Here is an 18,345-nt window from a genome sequence, read left to right as displayed (position 1 = left end):
AACGAGACATTTCTTTGCATATCCAAGCAGGATTATAAATATAGCCAATTTGATTAAGAGTGGGGCAGTTGATTATGAGATTACGTTACAATGACTGCTGAACTCCTTTCGGAAAGAACTGATTATGGCTCACAGCCTTGATTCGCGACAAAAGGTCATTAACTTTATCGAAGCTGGCGGTAGTATAACAAAAGCTTCAAGAATATTCAAGGTCGGCAGATCTAGCATTTATCGATGGCTTGATAGAGAGGACTTAGCTCCTACCAAAGTAGAGCATCGTAAGAGGAAAGTAGACATTAAAGAACTCGAAGAAGATGTAAAGAAAAATCCCGACATCCCCTTGAAGGAACGAGCCCAGAAGTTCGGTGTCACTTCAGGTTCTCTGTGTTACAGATTTAAGAAGATGAAAATCACGCGAAAAAAAAACAACTTCGCTATCACGAAAGAAATCACAGTGAAAGAGCAGAATACTATAGAGAGCTACGAGAGTTGGTGAAAATTTACGGTATGGCAAGCCTAGTGTTTATAGATGAAGCGGGATTTGAGGAGTTTGTGTCATTGATATATGGATGGTCAAAAAGAGGAACAAGAATCTATGGAGAAAAGCAGGGGAAAAGAGGAAAGAAAGAGAATTTAGTAGCAGCAAGAAGAAAAGGAGTAAAAGATTTTATAGCGCCAATGTTATTTATGGGGAGTCTAAATGCAGAGGGGTTTGAGGGATGGTTAAAATATCATTTGCTACCAGCTTTGAAAGAGCTATCAGTCTTAATCATGGATAATGCACCAATTCACCGAAAGAATACAATAAGACAGCTAGTAGGGGAAGCCGGGCACAAGGTATTGTTTCTACCGACATACTCACCTGATTTAAATGATATTGAACATGACTTTGGTGCCTTGAAGAGAGCGAGAATCAATGCCAATGGAGAGAAAAGTATTGACGAAATAATCCGTGAATATTGTGCTAGCTAGTGCCCCACCCTTATTTAAATCAGCTATATCTTCCAATACATGTCTGCAATAAATAAAATCTAGGCTTTTATCTTCATAAGGCAAAGGATCAATATTAATATCTAATTCGTGAATTTTTGTTTTTGATGAGCCATGAGAAGGATAAGATTGCCAATCAATAAATTCAGTTGCTGCAGAAAAAGGAATGTGACCAGGACCTATTTCTAGTACTCTAAAATCGCTAGAAATAAGAGATTCAACATAACTGAGAACAGGCTGAAAAGGAGACCAAGAGTATTGATTTAGATGAGTGGACTTTTTATTGGTATTCATTTTTTTGATGATTCATTATTGACCTGGTATTATGGTTTACTTGCTTTGTACCTACTTAAACAATTACCATTTTCGAAACACAGTAAAAGACATGTAACCCGTATCAATCAAGATATGCTCACATATGCCTTCGGCTATAATTTCGTCGGTAATTTTTTTGATAGGCGAATTATTTTGTCCTTCTGTATCATACCACCCAAAATAGTCGTGCAATATGAAGTAACCTCCAGATCTTAATAACCATGGAACATACAGCAAAGTATCTTGTTTGCACCCATCATAACTATGATCACCATCAATGAAAATCAAATCATATTCTCCTTCTAGATCAACTTCATCTGAACGTTTATTAATGAACTGAACATACTTGTTTAGATTTGTTTTGGTAATCAAGTCTTCTGCTTCTATTGTAGGGAATGGATCAATTGAAATTAATAATCCTGCTCCAGGATTTTCGAAAACATCGTAATTTATGTCTGGGCGTTGCTGATGTTGCTTAGGCTCTTGCCAACCAATATCCAAAAATTTTAATGCACTAGCAAGACAAAGAGTTGAAAATCCCTTGAATCTTCCTATTTCTATTATTCTTGTAGCTTTTGTGCTAACTGCAAGCGAAAATAGCGTCATGCCTAGACCTAATTCAGAACCTCCAGCAGCCAAAGATTGCTTCATATAACCAAAAAATTCACCAAAGTAACTATCTGGCCTTTGATGATTTTTAGATATAAACTCTGTCTGCATTTTTTGTTCAGGACTGAAGTTGTTCATGAAATGGCTCCTTTGCTTATTTTTAAATAGTTAGAAATTAATCGGAAAATGATAAAAATCAAGACGCTATCACTTGAGTCATATATCATCGATTATATATCTGTGTTAAAAAAAAGGCATAAGAAATCTTGGTATGCAGTAAAAGTTATTGTATTGCAATTGTATTGCATGGGGACTTTTTTTTAGCCTTGAATATATTTTAATTTATTTTTTTTAAAAACGAATCAATTTTTTTCTTATAAGCTGGATTCAAACTTTTCTTGTCTAGTTGATCTATATACCCCCCAAAAAAAGTAGTCCATGCACACTCGTTCAAGGTTGCCTTGGTTACATCAAGCTCACTAGGAACAGACAGGTATAGCAGTGTTGAAAGAGCAGATTCTTCATCATCACACAAAATAGAGGTAAGAATATAGTGATAGTAAAATTCAGCAACTTGAGGATGCTTCTCTATCGCTTCTTGATACCATTTTTGAGCCTGCCAAAAGTTTTCTGATTGCCAAAGCTTTTCTTCCATTAATTCGTATAATTTCAATGACCATTCTTCTGCTCTTTTTGTCCAGTTGTAATTCTCATTGACAAATTTTATTTGTGCCAATAGCTCCTCTTCAATTGCTTGTTTTTGATCAGATTTAAACTTTCTTAGAATATCCAAAATTACTTCAATAAATCTTGCTTTGTAAGACGCTATACCATTTTCAAAAGAGATTAGTGTACCAAAGCCGGCCGTGGTTTCTGGTAGTGCGCCCAGCTCACTGGTAATTACATAGCAACCACTTGCCATCGCTTCCATCACAGCAATACACGACGTCTCAGCAAAGGTATTTGGGTAAGCCAATATCGTTGCTTCTTTTAATTCCTGGGCTAATTGCTGTTGCGGAAGGGAGCCAATGTATTCTACCCCTGGCATTTTTCGGCAACGCTCATAAAGCTCACCATAGTTTAAATAATCTTCAGTTCCAGGAGTTTGGTAGACCTTCATACTAGAATAAATATTAAGCTTTATATCTGGAAATTCCTTATAAATCTCCGGAAAAATATCTAGCAATAAATCCAATCCTCTAAAAGGAGCGCTTGTATAAAACAATATTGGTAATTGTGATTTTTGTTTAAATAAAGGTGATTGTTTATCAAAAAGATTTTCAAATTTTTTTCCGATAGCATTACGAAAAACTAGTATCTTTTCCGATGGTAATAAAAATTCTCGTATAAACTCTCCTTTTTGCCATTCACTCACCATAAAAAAGAAATCATAAGCATTTTTTTCGGCTTCATTTCTTAATTCTTGTACTCCCGGTTGATCATAGGAATGTTGAGTCCAAAGAATAAGATTTGTGTGCCCTTGGCAGTGATCTTTGATGTAGCGGCCATAGCCAGAATTATTAAGAATAATAATATAATCTTGTTGAGTCCAAAATTCAGGAGCGACACAATTTAATGGTAAACAAGCTACTCCAAAGGATATTTGAGGGGCACTTATATAACTAACCAAGAATACATCATGTCCTAACTGTGCTAAATTCATCGCTAAATAGCAAAGCGCAGACTGCGAACCACCTAGAGGAACTTCATAAACACTACCAATGGAATAATTCCACGGAGTGAAATCAACAAATGTAATTTTCATCTAGTTTACTCCTAATTATTTTTAGAATACCAAACCCCCATCACAGTTTGGTAAATTTGTTGCCAGGGCCGGCCAGTAGATTGGGCTAATCCAACGCAATCCTCAAATTCAGGTTGGACATTGAGGAGTTTTCGATTAGGGCCTTGACTGTAAGCCAATTTTACCCGAGCAGGGCCATAGGGGGTTTCCACGGTTTGCCATTCTCGTTGCAAAATTAAGCGATGTTGGGGGGTGACACGAATCCCTAGGGTTGTGGTTTCTTGAAATAAAATTTCTTGGCAGGCCTGTTGAGTTTCCGGCAGACATAGTACGGTTAACAAAATACCTGGACGGGATTTTTTCATGCCAATGGCCTGGGTAAAGACCTCCAAGGCCCCCTGCTGGTAAAGTTGCTCAAAGAGATAACCAATAACCTGGGGATTAAGGTCGTCGAGTTGGGTTTCGAGTCGAATAATGGTCTCCGTTTGGCCCCAGGGGGTGGGAAACGATTCTGAACTTTCCCCTAGCCAGAGTCGCAGGAAGTTAGCAATGGGAAAATCTTTACTACCGGCCCCCAGTCCAATTTTTTGGAGAGTCATCGCGGGGACGGCTCCAAAGGCCTCGGCCAAACTGACGGCAATGGCCGCTCCAGTTGGCGTTACTAATTCCGCCACAATGCCATTGTCATAAACAGGAACCTGACGGGATTGCCACAATTGCAAAACGGCCGGTACAGGAACCGCTAAACGACCGTGGGCCGCTTGAACAGTGCCCCCTCCTGTTGGCAGGGCCGAGCAATAGAGCTTTTCGACGCCTAGATAGTCCAGACCCAAGCAAGTCCCAACAATATCCACAATGGCATCCACAGCCCCGACTTCGTGGAAGTGAACCCTTTCCGGGGGAATACCATGGACGGCGGCCTCTGCTTGGGCCAGGGTTTGGAAAATTTTGAGGCTCCAGGCTGAGACTTGAGGCGGTAGGCCCGCTTGTCGAATTAAGGCTTCGATCTCCGGTAGATGGCGATGATGGCCGTGCGTGGGGGACGACTCCGGCAGGCAAACCTGAACCTGAGTTCCAGCTTGGCCCTGACGTTGTACCCCCTGGGCCTGGAGTTGGTATTGTTCTTCGAGGCCCAGACGCTGGAGTTGCGCTATCAGGTATTCTAAAGGAACCCCCAAATCCACCAAGGCCCCGAGGCACATATCCCCTGCAATCCCAGCCGGGCAATCTAAATACGCTATTTTGGTCATACAACTATGGCAACGGTTTATTCACTCCACCCCCGCAATCCCCAACAGCGGACTGTGGAGAGCATTTGTGAAGCCCTTCGTCGTGGGGCGATTATGCTCTATCCCACGGATACAGTCTATGCCATTGGTTGTGACCTGAATGATAAGTCAGCGGTGCAACGGGTCAGACAACTCAAGCAACTTTCTAATGATAAGCCGCTAACCTTCCTTTGTTCCTCCCTGTCCAATATCTCTGAATATGCCCAGGTGGCGGATAGTGCCTACCGTCTGATGCGTCGTCTGATTCCAGGGCCTTACACATTTCTTTTACCTGCAACTAAACTGGTGCCCAAGCTGGTGATGAACCCTAAACGCAAAACGACCGGGATTCGAGTGCCGGATAGCTCTGTTTGTCAGAGTATTTTAACGATTCTCGATAATCCGATTATTTCCACATCAGCTCACTTACCTGACCAGGATGACTGGCAACAATTGGATAAAGCTGCATTATTTGACCGTTTTGAGAAGTTAGTAGATATGATTATCGATGATGATCAAGATACGGGCTATCTTGTCTCCAGTATTATTGACCTCACAGGTCAGGAACCAGAAGTCCTACGCCAGGGTCTAGGCTGGGAAAAGCTAGAAGGGCTACTTTCCTCTGCCGACTAAAATAATACAAATGTCGCTGAGCCGTTGCTTGAGAGTCAATTGACCCGGCTGCTAGCTATAGTAGATGTAGACACTGACTCTCTAGAGGGTCAAGCAACCTCCAACTCTGGGAGCGTTCAATGAATTCAGTCAAGGATCATTTACGACAGGCTGTTATCAATCTAAAAGCTCATCCTGAGGCCCTCAGAATCAAGAAACTTCTCTACGGTCTTTATTACAAAGTATGGGCAAACGATCCGGCGACTTTAAATCAAGAATCTTTTACAGCTTTAACCCATGGCGTCATCAAGACTTATCCCACCATTAATCGTTTGATTAGGGCCCTGCATGGGATTGTCACAGGCTTAAATCGCCAAGAGGTGTACGCTCCGATTGCTAAGGCCATGCTAGAAATTTTGGCCCCGGTGTATCAAGTCGATCCTGACGTCGTGGAACAATCGACTATCCAAGCGTTGATTGAAGAAAAAGAAAAAAGTAAGCAACAAACCAGCCAAGTTTCGATCAATCTGATGGAAGTTATCGTTAAAGATGAAATTTTTGAGGAACTTCAAAAACTGCCTACCAACGTCGCGAAATTTGTCAGTGTCGCAGAGGTTGCGGCCTATGCCCTCAATCGTTTACCCCCGCTCTACGTTTCCAGTGAAGAAGGTAAATACTATCAACAGCGTAAGGTAGAAGAGATGCGAGACAGCATCCATCGGGCTGTTCTTCAAGGCATTGGAGCCGTCATGCGTGATCCTATCCGCAAGGCCACCCCTTTAAATCTCTGCAATATCGATACCTTTAGTTCTGCCCATACCATTTTGACGGAATTAGAAGAATTTGTGAGGGAAACCGGCAACGTTAAGGGACGCTTGACCTACGGGGATTTAGCTGACACGATACATAGAGTGCTCGGAGCCTATCGCACATCGCTGAAGGAAATCGAAGATTTTTTAAAGCTCCATGGCTTGGGGGAAGAAAAACTCAGTGTTTATAATTTGGCTACGAATGTGCGTAAAGCCTTCCGGCGTTTATTGAAAGAGCCGTCAACTCCGGGCAGGCCTAGTACGGAAAAAGCACTCCAGAAAAGTTTCGAGGCTCAAGAAACGCAAATTATGGAGTTTATGCGGGATAATCCTCCCGATGATGAAGAACAGACTTTTGCTACCTCAATTCGGGATTGGTACCACTTCTAGGTGGGGATCCAGGCTGGCAGACTCCGGGACTAATTTTTTAATGATGGATATGGTGCCAAAACGATTACCAGATAAGGATTTGGAACTCCTAAGCTTTTCTATTTTGAAAACCTGCTTCTGGCAAGCGTTTCAAGTAATTATTCTTCTCCCATCAACCAGGGCCGGAATGACTGTCTAGGCCTAGGCCTGGTAGGGCGGAAAGTCCGTGTAACCCAAGGCAAAATCTTCTCCACTACCGTTCCAAACTGACGGGTCGGCATTCTCTGCCAAGGGCCAGCCGTGGGTAAACCGCTGAACTAGATCTGGATTGGAAATATAGGGCCGGCCAAAGGCAATCAGATCAGCTAGCCCTTCGGCAATGGCTGCTTCCGCCGTGGCCTGGGTATAGCCGCAATTCCCCATCAATGGGCCCGAAAAGACTCCTCGAAATTCCGCCAGGGTCATGGGGGTGCCCAATTCGTGAAAGCCAAAGGCCAAGCCGTCCATTACATGCAAATAAGCCAGTTTGTAGCTATCCAATTGTTGGGCATAGTAGGTAAAGGCCTCTCGGTAGTCCGGTGAACCCATATCATTAAAAATACCGTTGGGAGAAAGGCGAACCCCTATCTGCTGGGAGGGAAAAATCGTCAGAATAGCCTCGATAATTTCCCGTAGAAAGCGAAAACGGTTTTCGAGACTGCCGCCGTACTCATCCTGGCGGTGGTTAGTCTTGGCTTGTAGAAATTGATCGATCAGGTAGCCGTTGGCCGCGTGGATTTCAACCCCATCAAAACCGGCTACTTTGGCCCGGAGGGCGGCTTGGCGATAGTCGGCCACGGTCGCGGTAATCTCTGCTTGGGTTAATACTCGGGGCACCTCGTAGGGTTTTTTGCCTTGGGGCGTATAAACACCCTCACCGTTAATGGCAATGGCGGAGGGAGCCACGGGGAGTCCTGCTTGGGGATGGAAATCGCTGTGGGAGGCCCGGCCACAGTGCCACAATTGAGCAAAAATGGCAGACCCTTCTTCATGAACAGCCTCGGTGATGGGTTTCCAACCCTCCATTTGGGCATCGCTGTAGAGGCCAGGGGAATTTCTCCAACCGATACCAATTTCTGAAACAACCGTCGCCTCACTAATAATCAGGCCAGCATTTGCCCGTTGTCGATAGTAGGTGGCCATCAAGGGAGTTGGCACGCGGTCAGCCCCAGTGCGGGCTCGGGTCAAGGGGGCCAAAACCACTCGATTTTTCAGGCTAAGGGAGCCGAGGTTGAAGGGGGTTAACAGGTGCATCATCGGGAGAGATCCGGGGGAAGGACAACATTTGCCCCTAGGGGAGCAGTAAAAACTGTAGTCGAAAAGCCACTCAAGGGAATGTATCGGTGGAGAGATTCTAGCCAGGACGAGGAGGGATACCCAGGGAAGAATCCTAACAGGATGGCCCCCAAGCCTTAAACTAGAGTCTGGAAACTTTACTATTGATGCCCTCGTTTTAGAACCCATCGTGCGAAATATCATCATTGCTGGCAACTGGAAAATGCACAAGACTCAAGCTGAGTCCCAGGAATTTTTACAACACTTTAAGCCGTTGGTGGAGGAGACCAACCCTGGCCGGGAAGTGGTTCTTTGTGCCCCTTTTACCGCTCTAGGGACGATGTCTCAGAGTTTGCACGGCAGTCGGATTCGTTTAGGTGCTCAAAATATCCATTGGGAAGAACAAGGGGCCTATACTGGCGAAATTTCTGGGGCCATGTTGTGGGAAATGGGGGTTCAATACGTGGTGGTGGGCCACAGTGAACGTCGTCAATATTTTGGAGAAACCAACGAAACGGCGAATCTGCGCGTGATTGCCGCTCAAAAACAGGGCCTAATCCCAATTCTTTGTGTGGGAGAAACCAAGGCCCAGCGGGATGCGGGGGAAACGGAAAGTGTGATTATCCAGCAAATTCAACGGGGCCTAGTGAATGTCGATCAAACCCAGTTGGTGATTGCCTACGAACCGATCTGGGCCATTGGCACCGGCGATACCTGCGAAGCCCAGGAGGCTAATCGGGTGATTGGAGTAATCCGGGCCCTGCTCAGTCATCCTGACGTAACGATTCAGTACGGTGGTTCAGTGAAGCCCGATAACATTGATGAAATTATGGCCCAGCCAGAAATTGATGGAGCCTTGGTGGGCGGGGCCAGTCTAGACCCCCAAGGCTTTGCTCGTATTGTCAATTACCAATGAAGCTCCCGCAATGGTTAGGACTGCTGAGTTTAGCCATGGCCAGTTACGTGCTATGGCAAATTCGCCAGCTGCTGCTACTGGGCTTCTTGGCCATTGTGATTGCCATTGCCCTCCATCGTTTAGTTAATACCCTCCAGAACTGGGGTTGTCGGCGGCGCTGGGCCTTGACGTTGACCCTAGGGGGAGCCGGTCTGCTGAGCGTTTGTTTTATTGCGCTGGTAGTGCCGCCCTTTTGGGAACAGTTTCAAGACCTCCTGAAATTAATGCCACAGGTACTGGGTCGTCTCCAGAACGTGATGGCAACGCTCCAGACCCAGGGCCAACTCTGGGGGCTAGAACAATGGTGGTCGGGAAATTCCTCGGGCCAGTCTCTTTCGGCCCTGGGGGCCCAATTATTGGGAAATGTCTTAGCGTTTTTCTCCAATTCGGTAGTTGCCTCTCTCCAGGTTTTACTGGTATTGGCCTTGAGTGTCATGCTGGTTCTGCAACCCCAAGCCTATCGTCGGTTGGCCCTGCAATTATTTCCCTCCTTCTATCGGCGACGGGCCGATGAAATTTTAACCTTGTCGGAATTGGCCCTGGGTAATTGGTTGACGGGAATTGTGATTAATTCGGTCTTTATTGCTCTCCTGAGTGGTCTGGGACTCTGGGCCTTGCAGATCAAACTGGTGCTTGTCCATGCCTTGATGGCCGGTATTTTGAACTTTATTCCCAATATTGGCCCGGCAGCTAGCGTGGTCTTTCCCCTGATGATTGCCCTGTTAGATTCCCCCTGGAAAATTGGGGCTGTCCTCTTTTTGTACTTTATTATTCAAAATATTGAAAGTTACTGGCTGACCCCCATCGTCATGGCAAAACAGGTTTCCCTCTTGCCGGCCCTAACCCTAATTGCCCAACTGTTCTTTGCCAGTCTCTTTGGCCTGTTAGGTCTCTTGCTGGCCCTGCCTTTGACCGTCGTTGCTAAAACCTGGCTGGAAGAAGCTATCTTGAAAGATGTTTTAGACCAATGGGCATAGCTTGATGGAACAGTTGATCAGCCCCAAGTGGCAATGGCTTGTAATCCTCCTGGGTTGGCTCTGGAGTAGTTGCCCTTCAGGGGCCCAAGCGTCCTCCACCCTAGAACAGATCCAAGCGACTGGGCTATTAAAAATTGCGGTGCGGGAGGATGCAGTTCCCTTCGGCTATCAGGATCTGAATCAACAGTGGACTGGCATTTGTATTGATTTTGCGGAACTCCTCAAAGCAGAAGTCGTGCGCCAACTCAATAATCCGTTCATTTTAGTCAAGCTTTATCAGTCCACTCTTTTTAATCGTTTTGACCTGGTGACAGACAATGGCGTGGCCCTAGAATGCGGCCCCAATACTATCCGGCCCGACGTGCCTGAGACCGTGACCTTTTCTCGACCCATTTTTCTCACGGGAACCCAATTTTTAATTCGAGCCGATTCCACCAAGACGTTTAATCCCCAAGGGGAACTAGATCAGGTTGACATCGGAGTCTTGCGGGATACCACCACGGCCCAGTTTCTCCGCCAGCGCTACCCCCAGGCTCGGTTGCAGGAATTTCAAGGAATTACGGGGAGGACTCGGGGTGTCCAGGCCCTCCAACAAGAGAAAATCGATGCCTTTGCCAGTGATGGTATTTTATTGTTTGGGGAAGCGTTGCTGTTAAACCTGAACCTTGGTCAAGATTACTTAATTGTGCCTAAAATGCCCCTCGATTGCATTCGCTACGGCCTCATTCTGCCGGGAAATGACCCAGAATGGAAAGCCCTGGTTAATCGGGTTTTAGCGTTACCCGAAGCTCGGGCCATCTATCGCAAGTGGGTGGGATCCCTGTTACCAGTTCTTCAGGAGAGCAACCAAGCTTGCCGAACCCCTTCCCCCTCCTCAACCTTGGGAAAATAATGCTATGAACCATGATGCCGGGGCCAATAATGGCCGTCAATGGTGGGTCGAACGCTGGCTAGAACTATTAGATTCCTACCGTTTCAAAAAACGACTAGAACGGGCCAGAAACTACGCCCGCGAGGGTAACGTTCTCAGTCTCAGTTTTCAGGGGGCCGAACTCTTGGCCCAGGTGCAGGGAAGCGAAGTACAGCCCTACCAGGTATCCTTGTGGCTCGACCCTTTCAACGACGAAGATTGGCAGTTTGTGGTGGCGTCTCTGGCGGAAAAGGCCCTGTATTCTGCCCAACTTCTCTCGGGCCAGATGCCGGCTACCATCGAGCAGGTTTTTATCAAAAATGGCCTCAATCTTTTTCCCTATACCCTGGGGGATGTCCATTCCCGTTGTAGCTGTCCCGATAAGGCTAATCCTTGCAAACACATCGGGGCTGTGTACTATCAATTGGCCGACCGTTTTAGTGAAGATCCCTTTGTTATTTTTCAACTGCGGGGCCGGAGTCGGTCACAAATTCTAGCGGCCCTGCGGGACCAGCGTCAGCAAACCCAGACTTCCGAATATTCGGCAGATAGCACCCCAACGATTCCAGCGACTTCCGTCGCCCAAACTTCATCTTCCGCTTCCGAGCCTAAGGATAGTAAGCAAGACACCTTGGCGCTCATCCAGGCCTTTTGGCGCTACGACCGGCCCCCGGAGACGGATTGGGTGGTTATTGCTCCTCCTGGCGATGTCACCAGTCTTTTAGATTTGCTAGGGCCTTTACCCCTCCCCTACGAAACGGCCCAGGAGGCCAAACAGGCCTTAGTGCAAATTTATAACCAAGTTAGCCAACAGGCCCTGACCCAGGCCCTGGGTTCAGATTAGGTGCGGCTGGCCTTCACGCGTTCTAGTCGTAGAAACGGTAGAACTGGAAACGGGCCACACCCAGATCCATGGCCTGGGATTGACTGCCACTGGGATAGGCAAAAACTCGAAACTGGTAGGTACTCGGAATATCTGGGTTTTGAACGGGCTGGAGGCGGATACTAAAGGTCGATCCAGGGGGGACGGGGGGGTCTAGGATCACCGTCACCTGGCTACTATTGGCATCCCAGGTAGCAGATTGGACGGTCAGCGGTGTGCCTCGGTTATTTTGAGTGCCAAGGAAGGCAATGGTTTGGTCGGCTTGGAATTGAATTTGGTCGGGGTTGGGTTGTTGCTGAAATACAACTTTGGCCAGGGGTTCAACCGCCGTTGGGGGCAGGCTGAAGGTGAAATAATATTTGGCGGCGTTGGCGGATACTACGGTGTAGGTACTCGCGTAGTCCAGGAGCATCGGCGGGGCATTAAAAAAGGTCTGGCCATTGCTCAACTGGCCTGCTAAGCTGGGTTGGCTTAACCATAACCCGGCCAGAAGACTAGTGTAGAGACATCGAGAAAGCAAAGGAAACATAGGGCGGCGAGGAATATCAGGATGCTATGGCGGATCCTAGCTTACAATCCTCAATATCGATCCAGGGCCCTAGTTTGAGCCGGTCTTTTCCTTGGGCCGTTTATCTTTGGGGAGGTCGATAAATACCCGTTGGCCCGACTGAAGGCCAGCAAGGACTTGGGTTTGCTCATCCAACACCAGACCAATGGTGACGGGCTGGAATTTGGGCTGATTTTGGGCATCGGGAACCATCACCCCAGTTTTGCCTGCTTGGGTAACAATGGCCACGGTGGGAACCGTCAGGGCATTGAAGAGATTATCGGCCTCGAAAACCACATCGACATTCATTTTGGAGCGGAGTTTATCCTGCCCCGTCACTAGACCCACGGTGACTTCAAAGGAAGTAACGTTATTTTCCAGAATGGCCTCGGGGGCAATGCGAATCACTTTGCCTTGGAAACGCTCATTGGGAAAGGCATCCGCTTGAATTTCGACCTTCTGGCCTAACTTCAGCGTGCCAATGTCCACTTCAGGAACTCGCGCCACAATTTCGAGACCGCTAGCCAGAGCCAGAATCGAACTAGACGTAGCGGAAGCGGTATTGGAGGCGGAGGTTGTCGGGGTAACAAAGGCTCCAGCAGTGGCGTACTTCTGGGTGATTACCCCACTAAAGGGGGCCGTAATGTAGGTGTCTTGATATTGAATTTTGCTTCGTTCTAGGTTGGCTCGGGCCGCCTGAGCATTGGCCTTGAGGGAAGCCAACTCGGCTGGTGCGGTGCTTTCCCGTTGTCGGAGGGCCGAGAGTTTACCCTGTAGGGCCTGTTCGGCTTCCACAATGGCAGCTTGGAGTTGCTGGATTTGTTCTTGAACTTGTCCGACTTCCGGGGAGGCGGTATTCTGGGCCTGTTGTAGACGACCGAGGGTTTCCACCACCGCGGCACGGGCGTTGAGGTAATCGTTGGAAACCTCATCAAAGCGGTCACGGGAAATGGCCCCCGCGTTGATCAGGTCTTGATTGCGTTGCATCCGATTTTCCGCCAACTTGAGACGAGATTCGGCAGCCCGGAGTTGGGCCTGGAGTTGTTCAATGTCCTTGGGGATGCGGGCCTGGACTTCTCGTAAACGATTTTGACTAACGGCCAACTGGGAACGGGCCTGGGCCACGCGAGTCTGGGCCTGGTTGACTTCCGTTTGTAATTGCTGGAGTTCTCGGGGGATGCGGGCTTCGACTTCCCTGAAGCGAGCGACGGCCTCCTCTAGGCGGGCTTGGGCCTGGAGCCCATCAGCAAAGGCTTCACGATTTTCCATAATGGCCAGGCGTTGGCCCTGTTGGACTTGATCCCCCTGTTCCACCAAGAGTTGGACTAAACGACCAGGGGTTTTCGGGCTAATGTTGACGGTTTGAATCGGTTGTACCGTGCCATTGGCTTTGATTTCTACGGCTAAGTTTTCGCGCTGAACCAGCACCGTGTATTTTTCCAGTTCCGTTTCCTGACGGGGGGCCTGCATTAAGCGATAGGTGAATCCACCCACGGCAATAATGCCCACTCCCAGAAGGCCGAGCAGGAGCGGCAGAGGACGCTTAAAGTAATTCAGCGGCGACAGAAACATAGGAAAGCGCGAAAATTGCTCGGTTAACTGTGTCTATACTAACGTTAAGATCGTCGTAATGAATCTTCATACTTTTTGACTTCTCCTCCCTAGACCGCATGCCCCCTTTTGCCGCCCTTCTACCCATGCTCCAACAATTTTCTCAGGCCCTGTTGTTTGGCCAGCGCCCCAGTTGGGAACTGGCGGCCATCCTCAGTATCTACTTTGTACAGGGAATTTTGGGGCTATCGCGCTTGGCGGTAAGTTTTTTCCTCAAGGATGACCTGGGCCTCGGCCCGGCTCAAATGGGGGCCTTGTTGGGCATTGCGGCCCTGCCCTGGATTATCAAACCGCTGTTTGGCCTGTTGTCTGATGGTCTGCCCCTAGGGGGCTATCGTCGTCGCCCCTATCTCGTTATTTCGGGCCTACTGGGGAGCCTAGCCTGGCTGATGTTTGCCTTCTGGGTACAAACGGTCTGGGGAGCTACCCTGATGCTGTTGTTGGCCTCCCTCTCGGTGGCCCTAGGGGATGTGATTGTCGATTCCCTCGTAGTGGAACGGGCCCAACGGGAATCCTTGAGCCAAGCAGGTTCCCTCCAATCCTTAACTTGGGGCATCTCGGCCCTGGGGGGCATCGTCACGGCTTACTTCAGTGGCTTGTTACTAGAACTGGTCTCTTCCCAAACGATTTTTTTGATTACGGCTCTGTTTCCCCTAGTGGCCACAGGGGCCGCTTTTTTAATTGAGGAGCAACCCCTCAATCGAGCCGAACATCAGGCCCTAGTGCCTTCCACGGGCCAGCAATTGCGACAGCTCTGGCAAGCCATGGGCCAAAAAACAATTCTGTTGCCGACATTGTTTATTTTTCTCTGGCAGGCTACGCCCAATGCTGATTCGGCGTTTTTCTACTTCACCACCAATGAATTGGGCTTTGAACCGGAATTTTTAGGCCGGGTGCGGTTAGTGACCAGCATTGCCAGTCTAATCGGGGTGGCCCTATACCAGCGATTTTTAAAAACCATTCCCTTTCGGCCGATGCTGGGCTGGAGCACGGTAATTTCAGCGATTTTAGGTCTAACAACCCTGATTCTGATTACCCATAGCAATCGGGCCCTGGGCATTGATGACCATTGGTTTAGCCTGGGGGATAATCTCATCCTCACGGTGATGGGCCAGGTGGCTTTTATGCCGGTTTTAGTCCTATCAGCGCGTCTATGTCCCCAAGGCATCGAAGCCACCCTCTTTGCCCTACTAATGTCGATCTGGAACCTCTCCGGCCTGATCTCCTACGAACTGGGATCACTACTGACCCATTGGCTAGGCGTAACAGAAACCCAGTTTGAGAATCTGGGCCTTTTGGTTATCATCACCAATCTATCCACCCTCTTGCCCCTTCCGCTTCTGGGCCTACTCCCCGAAGGAGACCCCCAAGCCATCAAAAATCAAGAATCCTCCCCGGCCCTTTTGCCCTCGGCGGAAATCTTTGAGCACCATCTAACGGGCAGTCTCAGCGACCAGGCCTTCTTGCCGGAACGAATGCCGGAGGTGACAACTACTCCCAACCCAAGGCCTGAGGCCTACAAATCATCTAGTTGAATACGGGGATCAACCCACTGGAGCAAAAGATCGGCCAATAAATTACCCACAATTAACATGGCTGCCCCCATGATCAGACTGCCCATGACCAAGTAGAGGTCCTGGGCAGTGACCGCTTGCAGAATTAAGCGTCCTAACCCAGGCCAGTTAAAGAAAAATTCGGCGATAAAGGCCCCACTCAGGAGACTGGCGAACTCAAACCCCAAGAGGGTAATTAACGGGTTAATGGCATTACGAAGAGCATGGACGTAGAGTACCCGGTTTTCCGGTAGGCCTTTGGCCCGAGCGGTTTGGATGTAGTCTTGGCGCAGAACATCTAACAACTGGCCCCGCATCAGCCGCTGGAGGCCCGCAAAACTGGTGATACTCAGGGCCAGGGTCGGCAAAATAAGATGCCAGAGAATATCAAGGACTTTCTGGAGGGGAGAAAATTCCGCATAGTTGAGGCTGGTCATATTGCCCACGGGCAGGAGTGGCGAAAGGTTCTGGGCCAGGATTAGTAAAAGCAAGGCCGTGATAAAGCTGGGAAAACCCTGACCCAGGTAACTCAATACCCGTAGGCCCCGGTCTAGCCAGGTGTTCTGTTTCACGGCGCTGATAATGCCCAGGGGCAGGGCAATGGCCCAGGTCAGCAGAATGGAGGTCAGGGCCAGCAGGAGAGTAGCAGGAATTCGCTCTACGAGGAGAGAGGCGACGGAGCGATTATAGACAAAGCTTTGGCCAAAGTTAAACTGAGTCACCACTTGCCAGAGCCAGCGGCCGTACTGGATGTACCAGGGTTGATCCAGGCCGAATTGCACCTTGAGTTGATTCAGGGTTTCGGGGGAAATCTTGGGATTTTGCTGGAGGGTATCGAGGTAACTACCGGGGGCCAGTTGGATAATGATAAAGCTCAAAAGGGAAGCTAACAGCAAGGTTAACAGGCCCTGGGCACAGCGTTTACTGATGTAAAAAAAAGTATCGAGGCTGGGCAGTAGGGCCAGGCCGGAAGGGGAGGACAAGCGTCGCGTCATCGGAATTCGGTTTTAGTACTCCACGAGGGAAATGATGGGCAGATCCGGCAATTGTTGTCTCCCCCCCAGGGCTGTTAATTCAATCACGAAGGCGAACCCCAACACATCACAACCAATCTGGGCCAGTAATTCCGCCGTGGCCTTAGCGGTTCCCCCCGTAGCAATCAAGTCATCCACGATTAAGACGCGGTGGTGCGCCATTAGAGCATCTTGATGAATTTCCAAGCGGTCACTGCCATACTCTAGTTCGTACTCGATGTGGTGGACAGCGGCAGGCAATTTTCCGGGCTTGCGGACTGGCACAAAGCCGGCCTGGAGTTGATAGGCCAGGGGGACACCAAATAAAAAGCCCCGAGATTCCATGCCCACCACATAGTCCGGAGTTAGGCCGGCCTCGCGACATTTTGCTGTCAGGGTATCAAGGGTGTAGCGCAGTCCTTCGGCATGGCTAAGGAGCGTGGTAATGTCCCGAAACATAATTCCCGGCTTAGGAAAATCGGGAATATCGCGAATTAATGATTTTAAATCCATCGTCAGGGCCGACTTAGGGGAAGTTAGGGTTAGTTATAGCAGACTTGCGGAAGCCTGGGAAGCCTAAAATACTAGAATGCCCCTATAGGTTGACGGGTCTGGCCCGATAGGTTAAGCCAGAGTGAGTGTATCTTGCCCGTCAAATCCGTAAATTTGTACCATTTCTCCTCAAAAAACCCTATGGCTGATCCCTACCAATGGCTCGATAAAGCCTTAAATACCATTCACCAGGCCCATTGGTATCGCAATGTCACCCCCATCGAAAGTCCTCCGGGCCCAGTCGTTCAAGTCGCGGGCCAATCCCTGATTAATTTTGCCAGTAACGATTATCTTGGCCTGGCCAATGACCCTCGCCTCAAGCAAGCCGCTATCCAGGCCCTGGAAACCTGGGGAACCGGCAGTACCGGCTCTCGTCTCCTCAGTGGCCATCGTCCCCTCCATCAGCAATTAGAACAGGCCCTGGCCACCTGGAAACGCACGGAGGCCGCCCTAGTGTTTAGTTCTGGCTATTTGGCTAACTTGGGAACTCTCCTAGCCCTGGTGGGGCCGAGGGATCTAATTCTAGAAGATGAGTATAATCATTCCAGCCTGAAACGGGGCGGCCAACTGAGTGGTGCAACGGTTATTACGTATCAACACGGTGATGCCGCAGATCTACAGCAAAAACTAGCTGAACATCGACAAGATTATCGGCGTTGCTTAATGGTGAGTGATGGGGTGTTCAGCATGGATGGAGATGTCTGTCCTCTGCCGGCCCTGCTGGATTTAGCGAAAACCTACGGCTGTATGGTGTTAATAGATGATGCCCATGGAACCGGAACCCTCGGTCAGGCGGGGGCCGGCTGTCGGGAATATTTTGGCTGGCCTGCGGGGGAATTGATCCAAATCGGCACCTTGAGTAAGGCCCTGGGCAGTTTAGGGGGCTACGTGGCCGGGAGTGCGCGGCTAATCGACTATCTCCGTAATCGTGCGGCCACCTGGATCTACAGCACCGGCTTATCTCCTGCGGATACGGCCGCGGCCCTGGCAGCAGTGCAAATCATTCGACAGGACAGCCAACGCCTAGAACGCCTAAAGTCTAATGTGACCTACCTCAAGAAGCGGCTGGACTCCCTGTCCCTCTCGTTGCTTCCTTCCGATTCACCGATTATCTGTATCAAAATTCCCCACGCGCAAGAGGCCCTACAATTAGCACAGACCCTTAAAACCCAAGGCCTCTTTGCACCGGCGATTCGGCCGCCCACGGTTCCCACTAGCCGTCTTCGTTTGTCGGTCATGGCGACCCACAGCCAAGCGCACCTTGACCAGCTTATGGAGGCCCTGACTCAATCAACGGCGGTAACAGGCTAATTC

Annotated in this window: 18 protein-coding genes; 10 read left to right on the top strand and 8 right to left on the bottom strand. The window is 48.9% G+C overall.

Going from position 1 to position 18,345, the window contains the following annotated elements; genetic code table 11:
* Nucleotides 1–124 precede the first annotated feature (124 nt).
* Nucleotides 125–496 carry a transposase gene (locus ABXS88_RS13015; protein ID WP_353672469.1) on the top strand — a complete coding sequence of 124 codons (372 nt, stop codon included), beginning with the start codon at nucleotides 125–127 and terminating at the stop codon, nucleotides 494–496.
* 11 nt (nucleotides 497–507) lie between these two features.
* Entirely contained in the window at nucleotides 508–972 is a 465-nt protein-coding gene (locus tag ABXS88_RS13010) for a transposase (protein WP_353672468.1), read from the top strand.
* Nucleotides 973–1,347: 375 nt separating this feature from the next.
* On the opposite strand, the gene ABXS88_RS13005 is transcribed toward ABXS88_RS13010, so the two are convergent.
* The 3 genes from ABXS88_RS13005 to larC form a co-directional block, all read right to left on the bottom strand.
* Nucleotides 1,348–2,052, bottom strand: a complete 705-nt coding sequence (locus ABXS88_RS13005; RefSeq protein WP_353672467.1) for a class I SAM-dependent methyltransferase — start codon at nucleotides 2,050–2,052, stop codon at nucleotides 1,348–1,350.
* A 199-nt stretch (nucleotides 2,053–2,251) separates the two neighbouring features.
* The gene (locus tag ABXS88_RS13000; RefSeq protein ID WP_353672466.1) at nucleotides 2,252–3,679 is read right to left on the bottom strand and encodes a glycosyltransferase family 4 protein; all 1,428 of its coding nucleotides are present in this window, start codon (nucleotides 3,677–3,679) and stop codon (nucleotides 2,252–2,254) included.
* A gap of 11 nt (nucleotides 3,680–3,690) precedes the next feature.
* Nucleotides 3,691–4,908 (bottom strand): nickel pincer cofactor biosynthesis protein LarC, encoded by a 1,218-nt coding sequence (larC, locus tag ABXS88_RS12995; RefSeq protein ID WP_353672465.1) that lies wholly within the window; start codon nucleotides 4,906–4,908, stop codon nucleotides 3,691–3,693.
* A gap of 6 nt (nucleotides 4,909–4,914) precedes the next feature.
* On the opposite strand from larC, the gene ABXS88_RS12990 reads away from it, so the two are divergent.
* Both ABXS88_RS12990 and ABXS88_RS12985 read left to right on the top strand, forming a co-directional pair.
* The gene (locus ABXS88_RS12990; protein WP_353672464.1) at nucleotides 4,915–5,559 is read left to right on the top strand and encodes an L-threonylcarbamoyladenylate synthase; all 645 of its coding nucleotides are present in this window, start codon (nucleotides 4,915–4,917) and stop codon (nucleotides 5,557–5,559) included.
* Between the two features lie 119 nt (nucleotides 5,560–5,678).
* Nucleotides 5,679–6,737, top strand: a complete 1,059-nt coding sequence (locus ABXS88_RS12985) for a late competence development ComFB family protein (RefSeq protein ID WP_353672463.1) — start codon at nucleotides 5,679–5,681, stop codon at nucleotides 6,735–6,737.
* Between the two features lie 180 nt (nucleotides 6,738–6,917).
* Here the strand turns inward: ABXS88_RS12985 and ABXS88_RS12980 are convergent, their stop codons facing one another.
* On the bottom strand, nucleotides 6,918–8,012 hold the full coding sequence (locus ABXS88_RS12980) for an alkene reductase (RefSeq protein WP_353672462.1): 1,095 nt from the start codon (nucleotides 8,010–8,012) through the stop codon (nucleotides 6,918–6,920).
* 208 nt (nucleotides 8,013–8,220) lie between these two features.
* On the opposite strand from ABXS88_RS12980, the gene tpiA reads away from it, so the two are divergent.
* Genes tpiA through ABXS88_RS12960 form a run of 4 tightly spaced genes read left to right on the top strand, consistent with a single transcriptional unit; the run spans nucleotide 8,221 to nucleotide 11,716 of the window.
* Complete coding sequence (tpiA, locus tag ABXS88_RS12975; RefSeq protein WP_353672461.1) at nucleotides 8,221–8,946, top strand: triose-phosphate isomerase; 726 nt, start codon at nucleotides 8,221–8,223, stop codon at nucleotides 8,944–8,946.
* Entirely contained in the window at nucleotides 8,943–9,962 is a 1,020-nt protein-coding gene (locus ABXS88_RS12970) for an AI-2E family transporter (protein WP_353672460.1), read from the top strand. The genes tpiA and ABXS88_RS12970 overlap by 4 nt, the downstream gene beginning before the upstream one ends.
* A gap of 4 nt (nucleotides 9,963–9,966) precedes the next feature.
* Nucleotides 9,967–10,854: an amino acid ABC transporter substrate-binding protein gene (locus ABXS88_RS12965; RefSeq protein ID WP_353672459.1), complete on the top strand. Its 888-nt coding sequence runs from the start codon at nucleotides 9,967–9,969 to the stop codon at nucleotides 10,852–10,854.
* Nucleotides 10,855–10,858: 4 nt separating this feature from the next.
* On the top strand, nucleotides 10,859–11,716 hold the full coding sequence (locus ABXS88_RS12960) for an SWIM zinc finger family protein (protein WP_353672458.1): 858 nt from the start codon (nucleotides 10,859–10,861) through the stop codon (nucleotides 11,714–11,716).
* Between the two features lie 22 nt (nucleotides 11,717–11,738).
* On the opposite strand, the gene ABXS88_RS12955 is transcribed toward ABXS88_RS12960, so the two are convergent.
* Nucleotides 11,739–12,284 (bottom strand): DUF2808 domain-containing protein, encoded by a 546-nt coding sequence (locus tag ABXS88_RS12955; protein WP_353672457.1) that lies wholly within the window; start codon nucleotides 12,282–12,284, stop codon nucleotides 11,739–11,741.
* Between the two features lie 69 nt (nucleotides 12,285–12,353).
* Nucleotides 12,354–13,874, bottom strand: a complete 1,521-nt coding sequence (locus ABXS88_RS12950) for an efflux RND transporter periplasmic adaptor subunit (protein WP_353672456.1) — start codon at nucleotides 13,872–13,874, stop codon at nucleotides 12,354–12,356.
* Between the two features lie 125 nt (nucleotides 13,875–13,999).
* On the opposite strand from ABXS88_RS12950, the gene ABXS88_RS12945 reads away from it, so the two are divergent.
* Nucleotides 14,000–15,448: a folate/biopterin family MFS transporter gene (locus tag ABXS88_RS12945; RefSeq protein WP_353674825.1), complete on the top strand. Its 1,449-nt coding sequence runs from the start codon at nucleotides 14,000–14,002 to the stop codon at nucleotides 15,446–15,448.
* Here the strand turns inward: ABXS88_RS12945 and ABXS88_RS12940 are convergent.
* Nucleotides 15,430–16,461 carry an ABC transporter permease gene (locus ABXS88_RS12940; protein WP_353672455.1) on the bottom strand — a complete coding sequence of 344 codons (1,032 nt, stop codon included), beginning with the start codon at nucleotides 16,459–16,461 and terminating at the stop codon, nucleotides 15,430–15,432. The genes ABXS88_RS12945 and ABXS88_RS12940 overlap by 19 nt on opposite strands.
* 12 nt (nucleotides 16,462–16,473) lie before the next feature.
* Complete coding sequence (locus ABXS88_RS12935; protein ID WP_353672454.1) at nucleotides 16,474–16,992, bottom strand: adenine phosphoribosyltransferase; 519 nt, start codon at nucleotides 16,990–16,992, stop codon at nucleotides 16,474–16,476.
* 180 nt (nucleotides 16,993–17,172) lie between these two features.
* On the opposite strand from ABXS88_RS12935, the gene bioF reads away from it, so the two are divergent.
* Complete coding sequence (gene bioF / locus ABXS88_RS12930) at nucleotides 17,173–18,342, top strand: 8-amino-7-oxononanoate synthase (protein ID WP_353672453.1); 1,170 nt, start codon at nucleotides 17,173–17,175, stop codon at nucleotides 18,340–18,342.
* Nucleotides 18,343–18,345 lie beyond the last annotated feature (3 nt).

This window comes from Synechocystis sp. LKSZ1 (assembly GCF_040436315.1).
Classification (GTDB): Bacteria; Cyanobacteriota; Cyanobacteriia; order Cyanobacteriales; family Microcystaceae; genus Synechocystis.
Note: the sequence above shows the minus strand (reverse complement) of the source record. Positions and strands in the feature narration are given on the sequence as shown.

What these genes read in the sequence shown, in the direction of transcription:
- bioF (WP_353672453.1), top strand. Translation starts at nt 17,173, where the DNA reads ATGGCTGATCCCTACCAATGGCTCGATAAAGCCTTAAATACCATTCAC.
- ABXS88_RS12980 (WP_353672462.1), bottom strand. Translation starts at nt 8,012, where the DNA reads ATGATGCACCTGTTAACCCCCTTCAACCTCGGCTCCCTTAGCCTGAAA.
- ABXS88_RS12940 (WP_353672455.1), bottom strand. Translation starts at nt 16,461, where the DNA reads ATGACGCGACGCTTGTCCTCCCCTTCCGGCCTGGCCCTACTGCCCAGC.
- ABXS88_RS13000 (WP_353672466.1), bottom strand. Translation starts at nt 3,679, where the DNA reads ATGAAAATTACATTTGTTGATTTCACTCCGTGGAATTATTCCATTGGT.
- ABXS88_RS12950 (WP_353672456.1), bottom strand. Translation starts at nt 13,874, where the DNA reads ATGTTTCTGTCGCCGCTGAATTACTTTAAGCGTCCTCTGCCGCTCCTG.
- larC (WP_353672465.1), bottom strand. Translation starts at nt 4,908, where the DNA reads ATGACCAAAATAGCGTATTTAGATTGCCCGGCTGGGATTGCAGGGGAT.
- ABXS88_RS12990 (WP_353672464.1), top strand. Translation starts at nt 4,915, where the DNA reads ATGGCAACGGTTTATTCACTCCACCCCCGCAATCCCCAACAGCGGACT.
- ABXS88_RS12970 (WP_353672460.1), top strand. Translation starts at nt 8,943, where the DNA reads ATGAAGCTCCCGCAATGGTTAGGACTGCTGAGTTTAGCCATGGCCAGT.
- ABXS88_RS12960 (WP_353672458.1), top strand. Translation starts at nt 10,859, where the DNA reads ATGAACCATGATGCCGGGGCCAATAATGGCCGTCAATGGTGGGTCGAA.
- ABXS88_RS12965 (WP_353672459.1), top strand. Translation starts at nt 9,967, where the DNA reads ATGGAACAGTTGATCAGCCCCAAGTGGCAATGGCTTGTAATCCTCCTG.
- ABXS88_RS13015 (WP_353672469.1), top strand. Translation starts at nt 125, where the DNA reads ATGGCTCACAGCCTTGATTCGCGACAAAAGGTCATTAACTTTATCGAA.
- ABXS88_RS13005 (WP_353672467.1), bottom strand. Translation starts at nt 2,052, where the DNA reads ATGAACAACTTCAGTCCTGAACAAAAAATGCAGACAGAGTTTATATCT.
- ABXS88_RS12945 (WP_353674825.1), top strand. Translation starts at nt 14,000, where the DNA reads ATGCTCCAACAATTTTCTCAGGCCCTGTTGTTTGGCCAGCGCCCCAGT.
- ABXS88_RS12985 (WP_353672463.1), top strand. Translation starts at nt 5,679, where the DNA reads ATGAATTCAGTCAAGGATCATTTACGACAGGCTGTTATCAATCTAAAA.
- ABXS88_RS13010 (WP_353672468.1), top strand. Translation starts at nt 508, where the DNA reads ATGGCAAGCCTAGTGTTTATAGATGAAGCGGGATTTGAGGAGTTTGTG.
- ABXS88_RS12955 (WP_353672457.1), bottom strand. Translation starts at nt 12,284, where the DNA reads ATGTTTCCTTTGCTTTCTCGATGTCTCTACACTAGTCTTCTGGCCGGG.
- ABXS88_RS12935 (WP_353672454.1), bottom strand. Translation starts at nt 16,992, where the DNA reads ATGGATTTAAAATCATTAATTCGCGATATTCCCGATTTTCCTAAGCCG.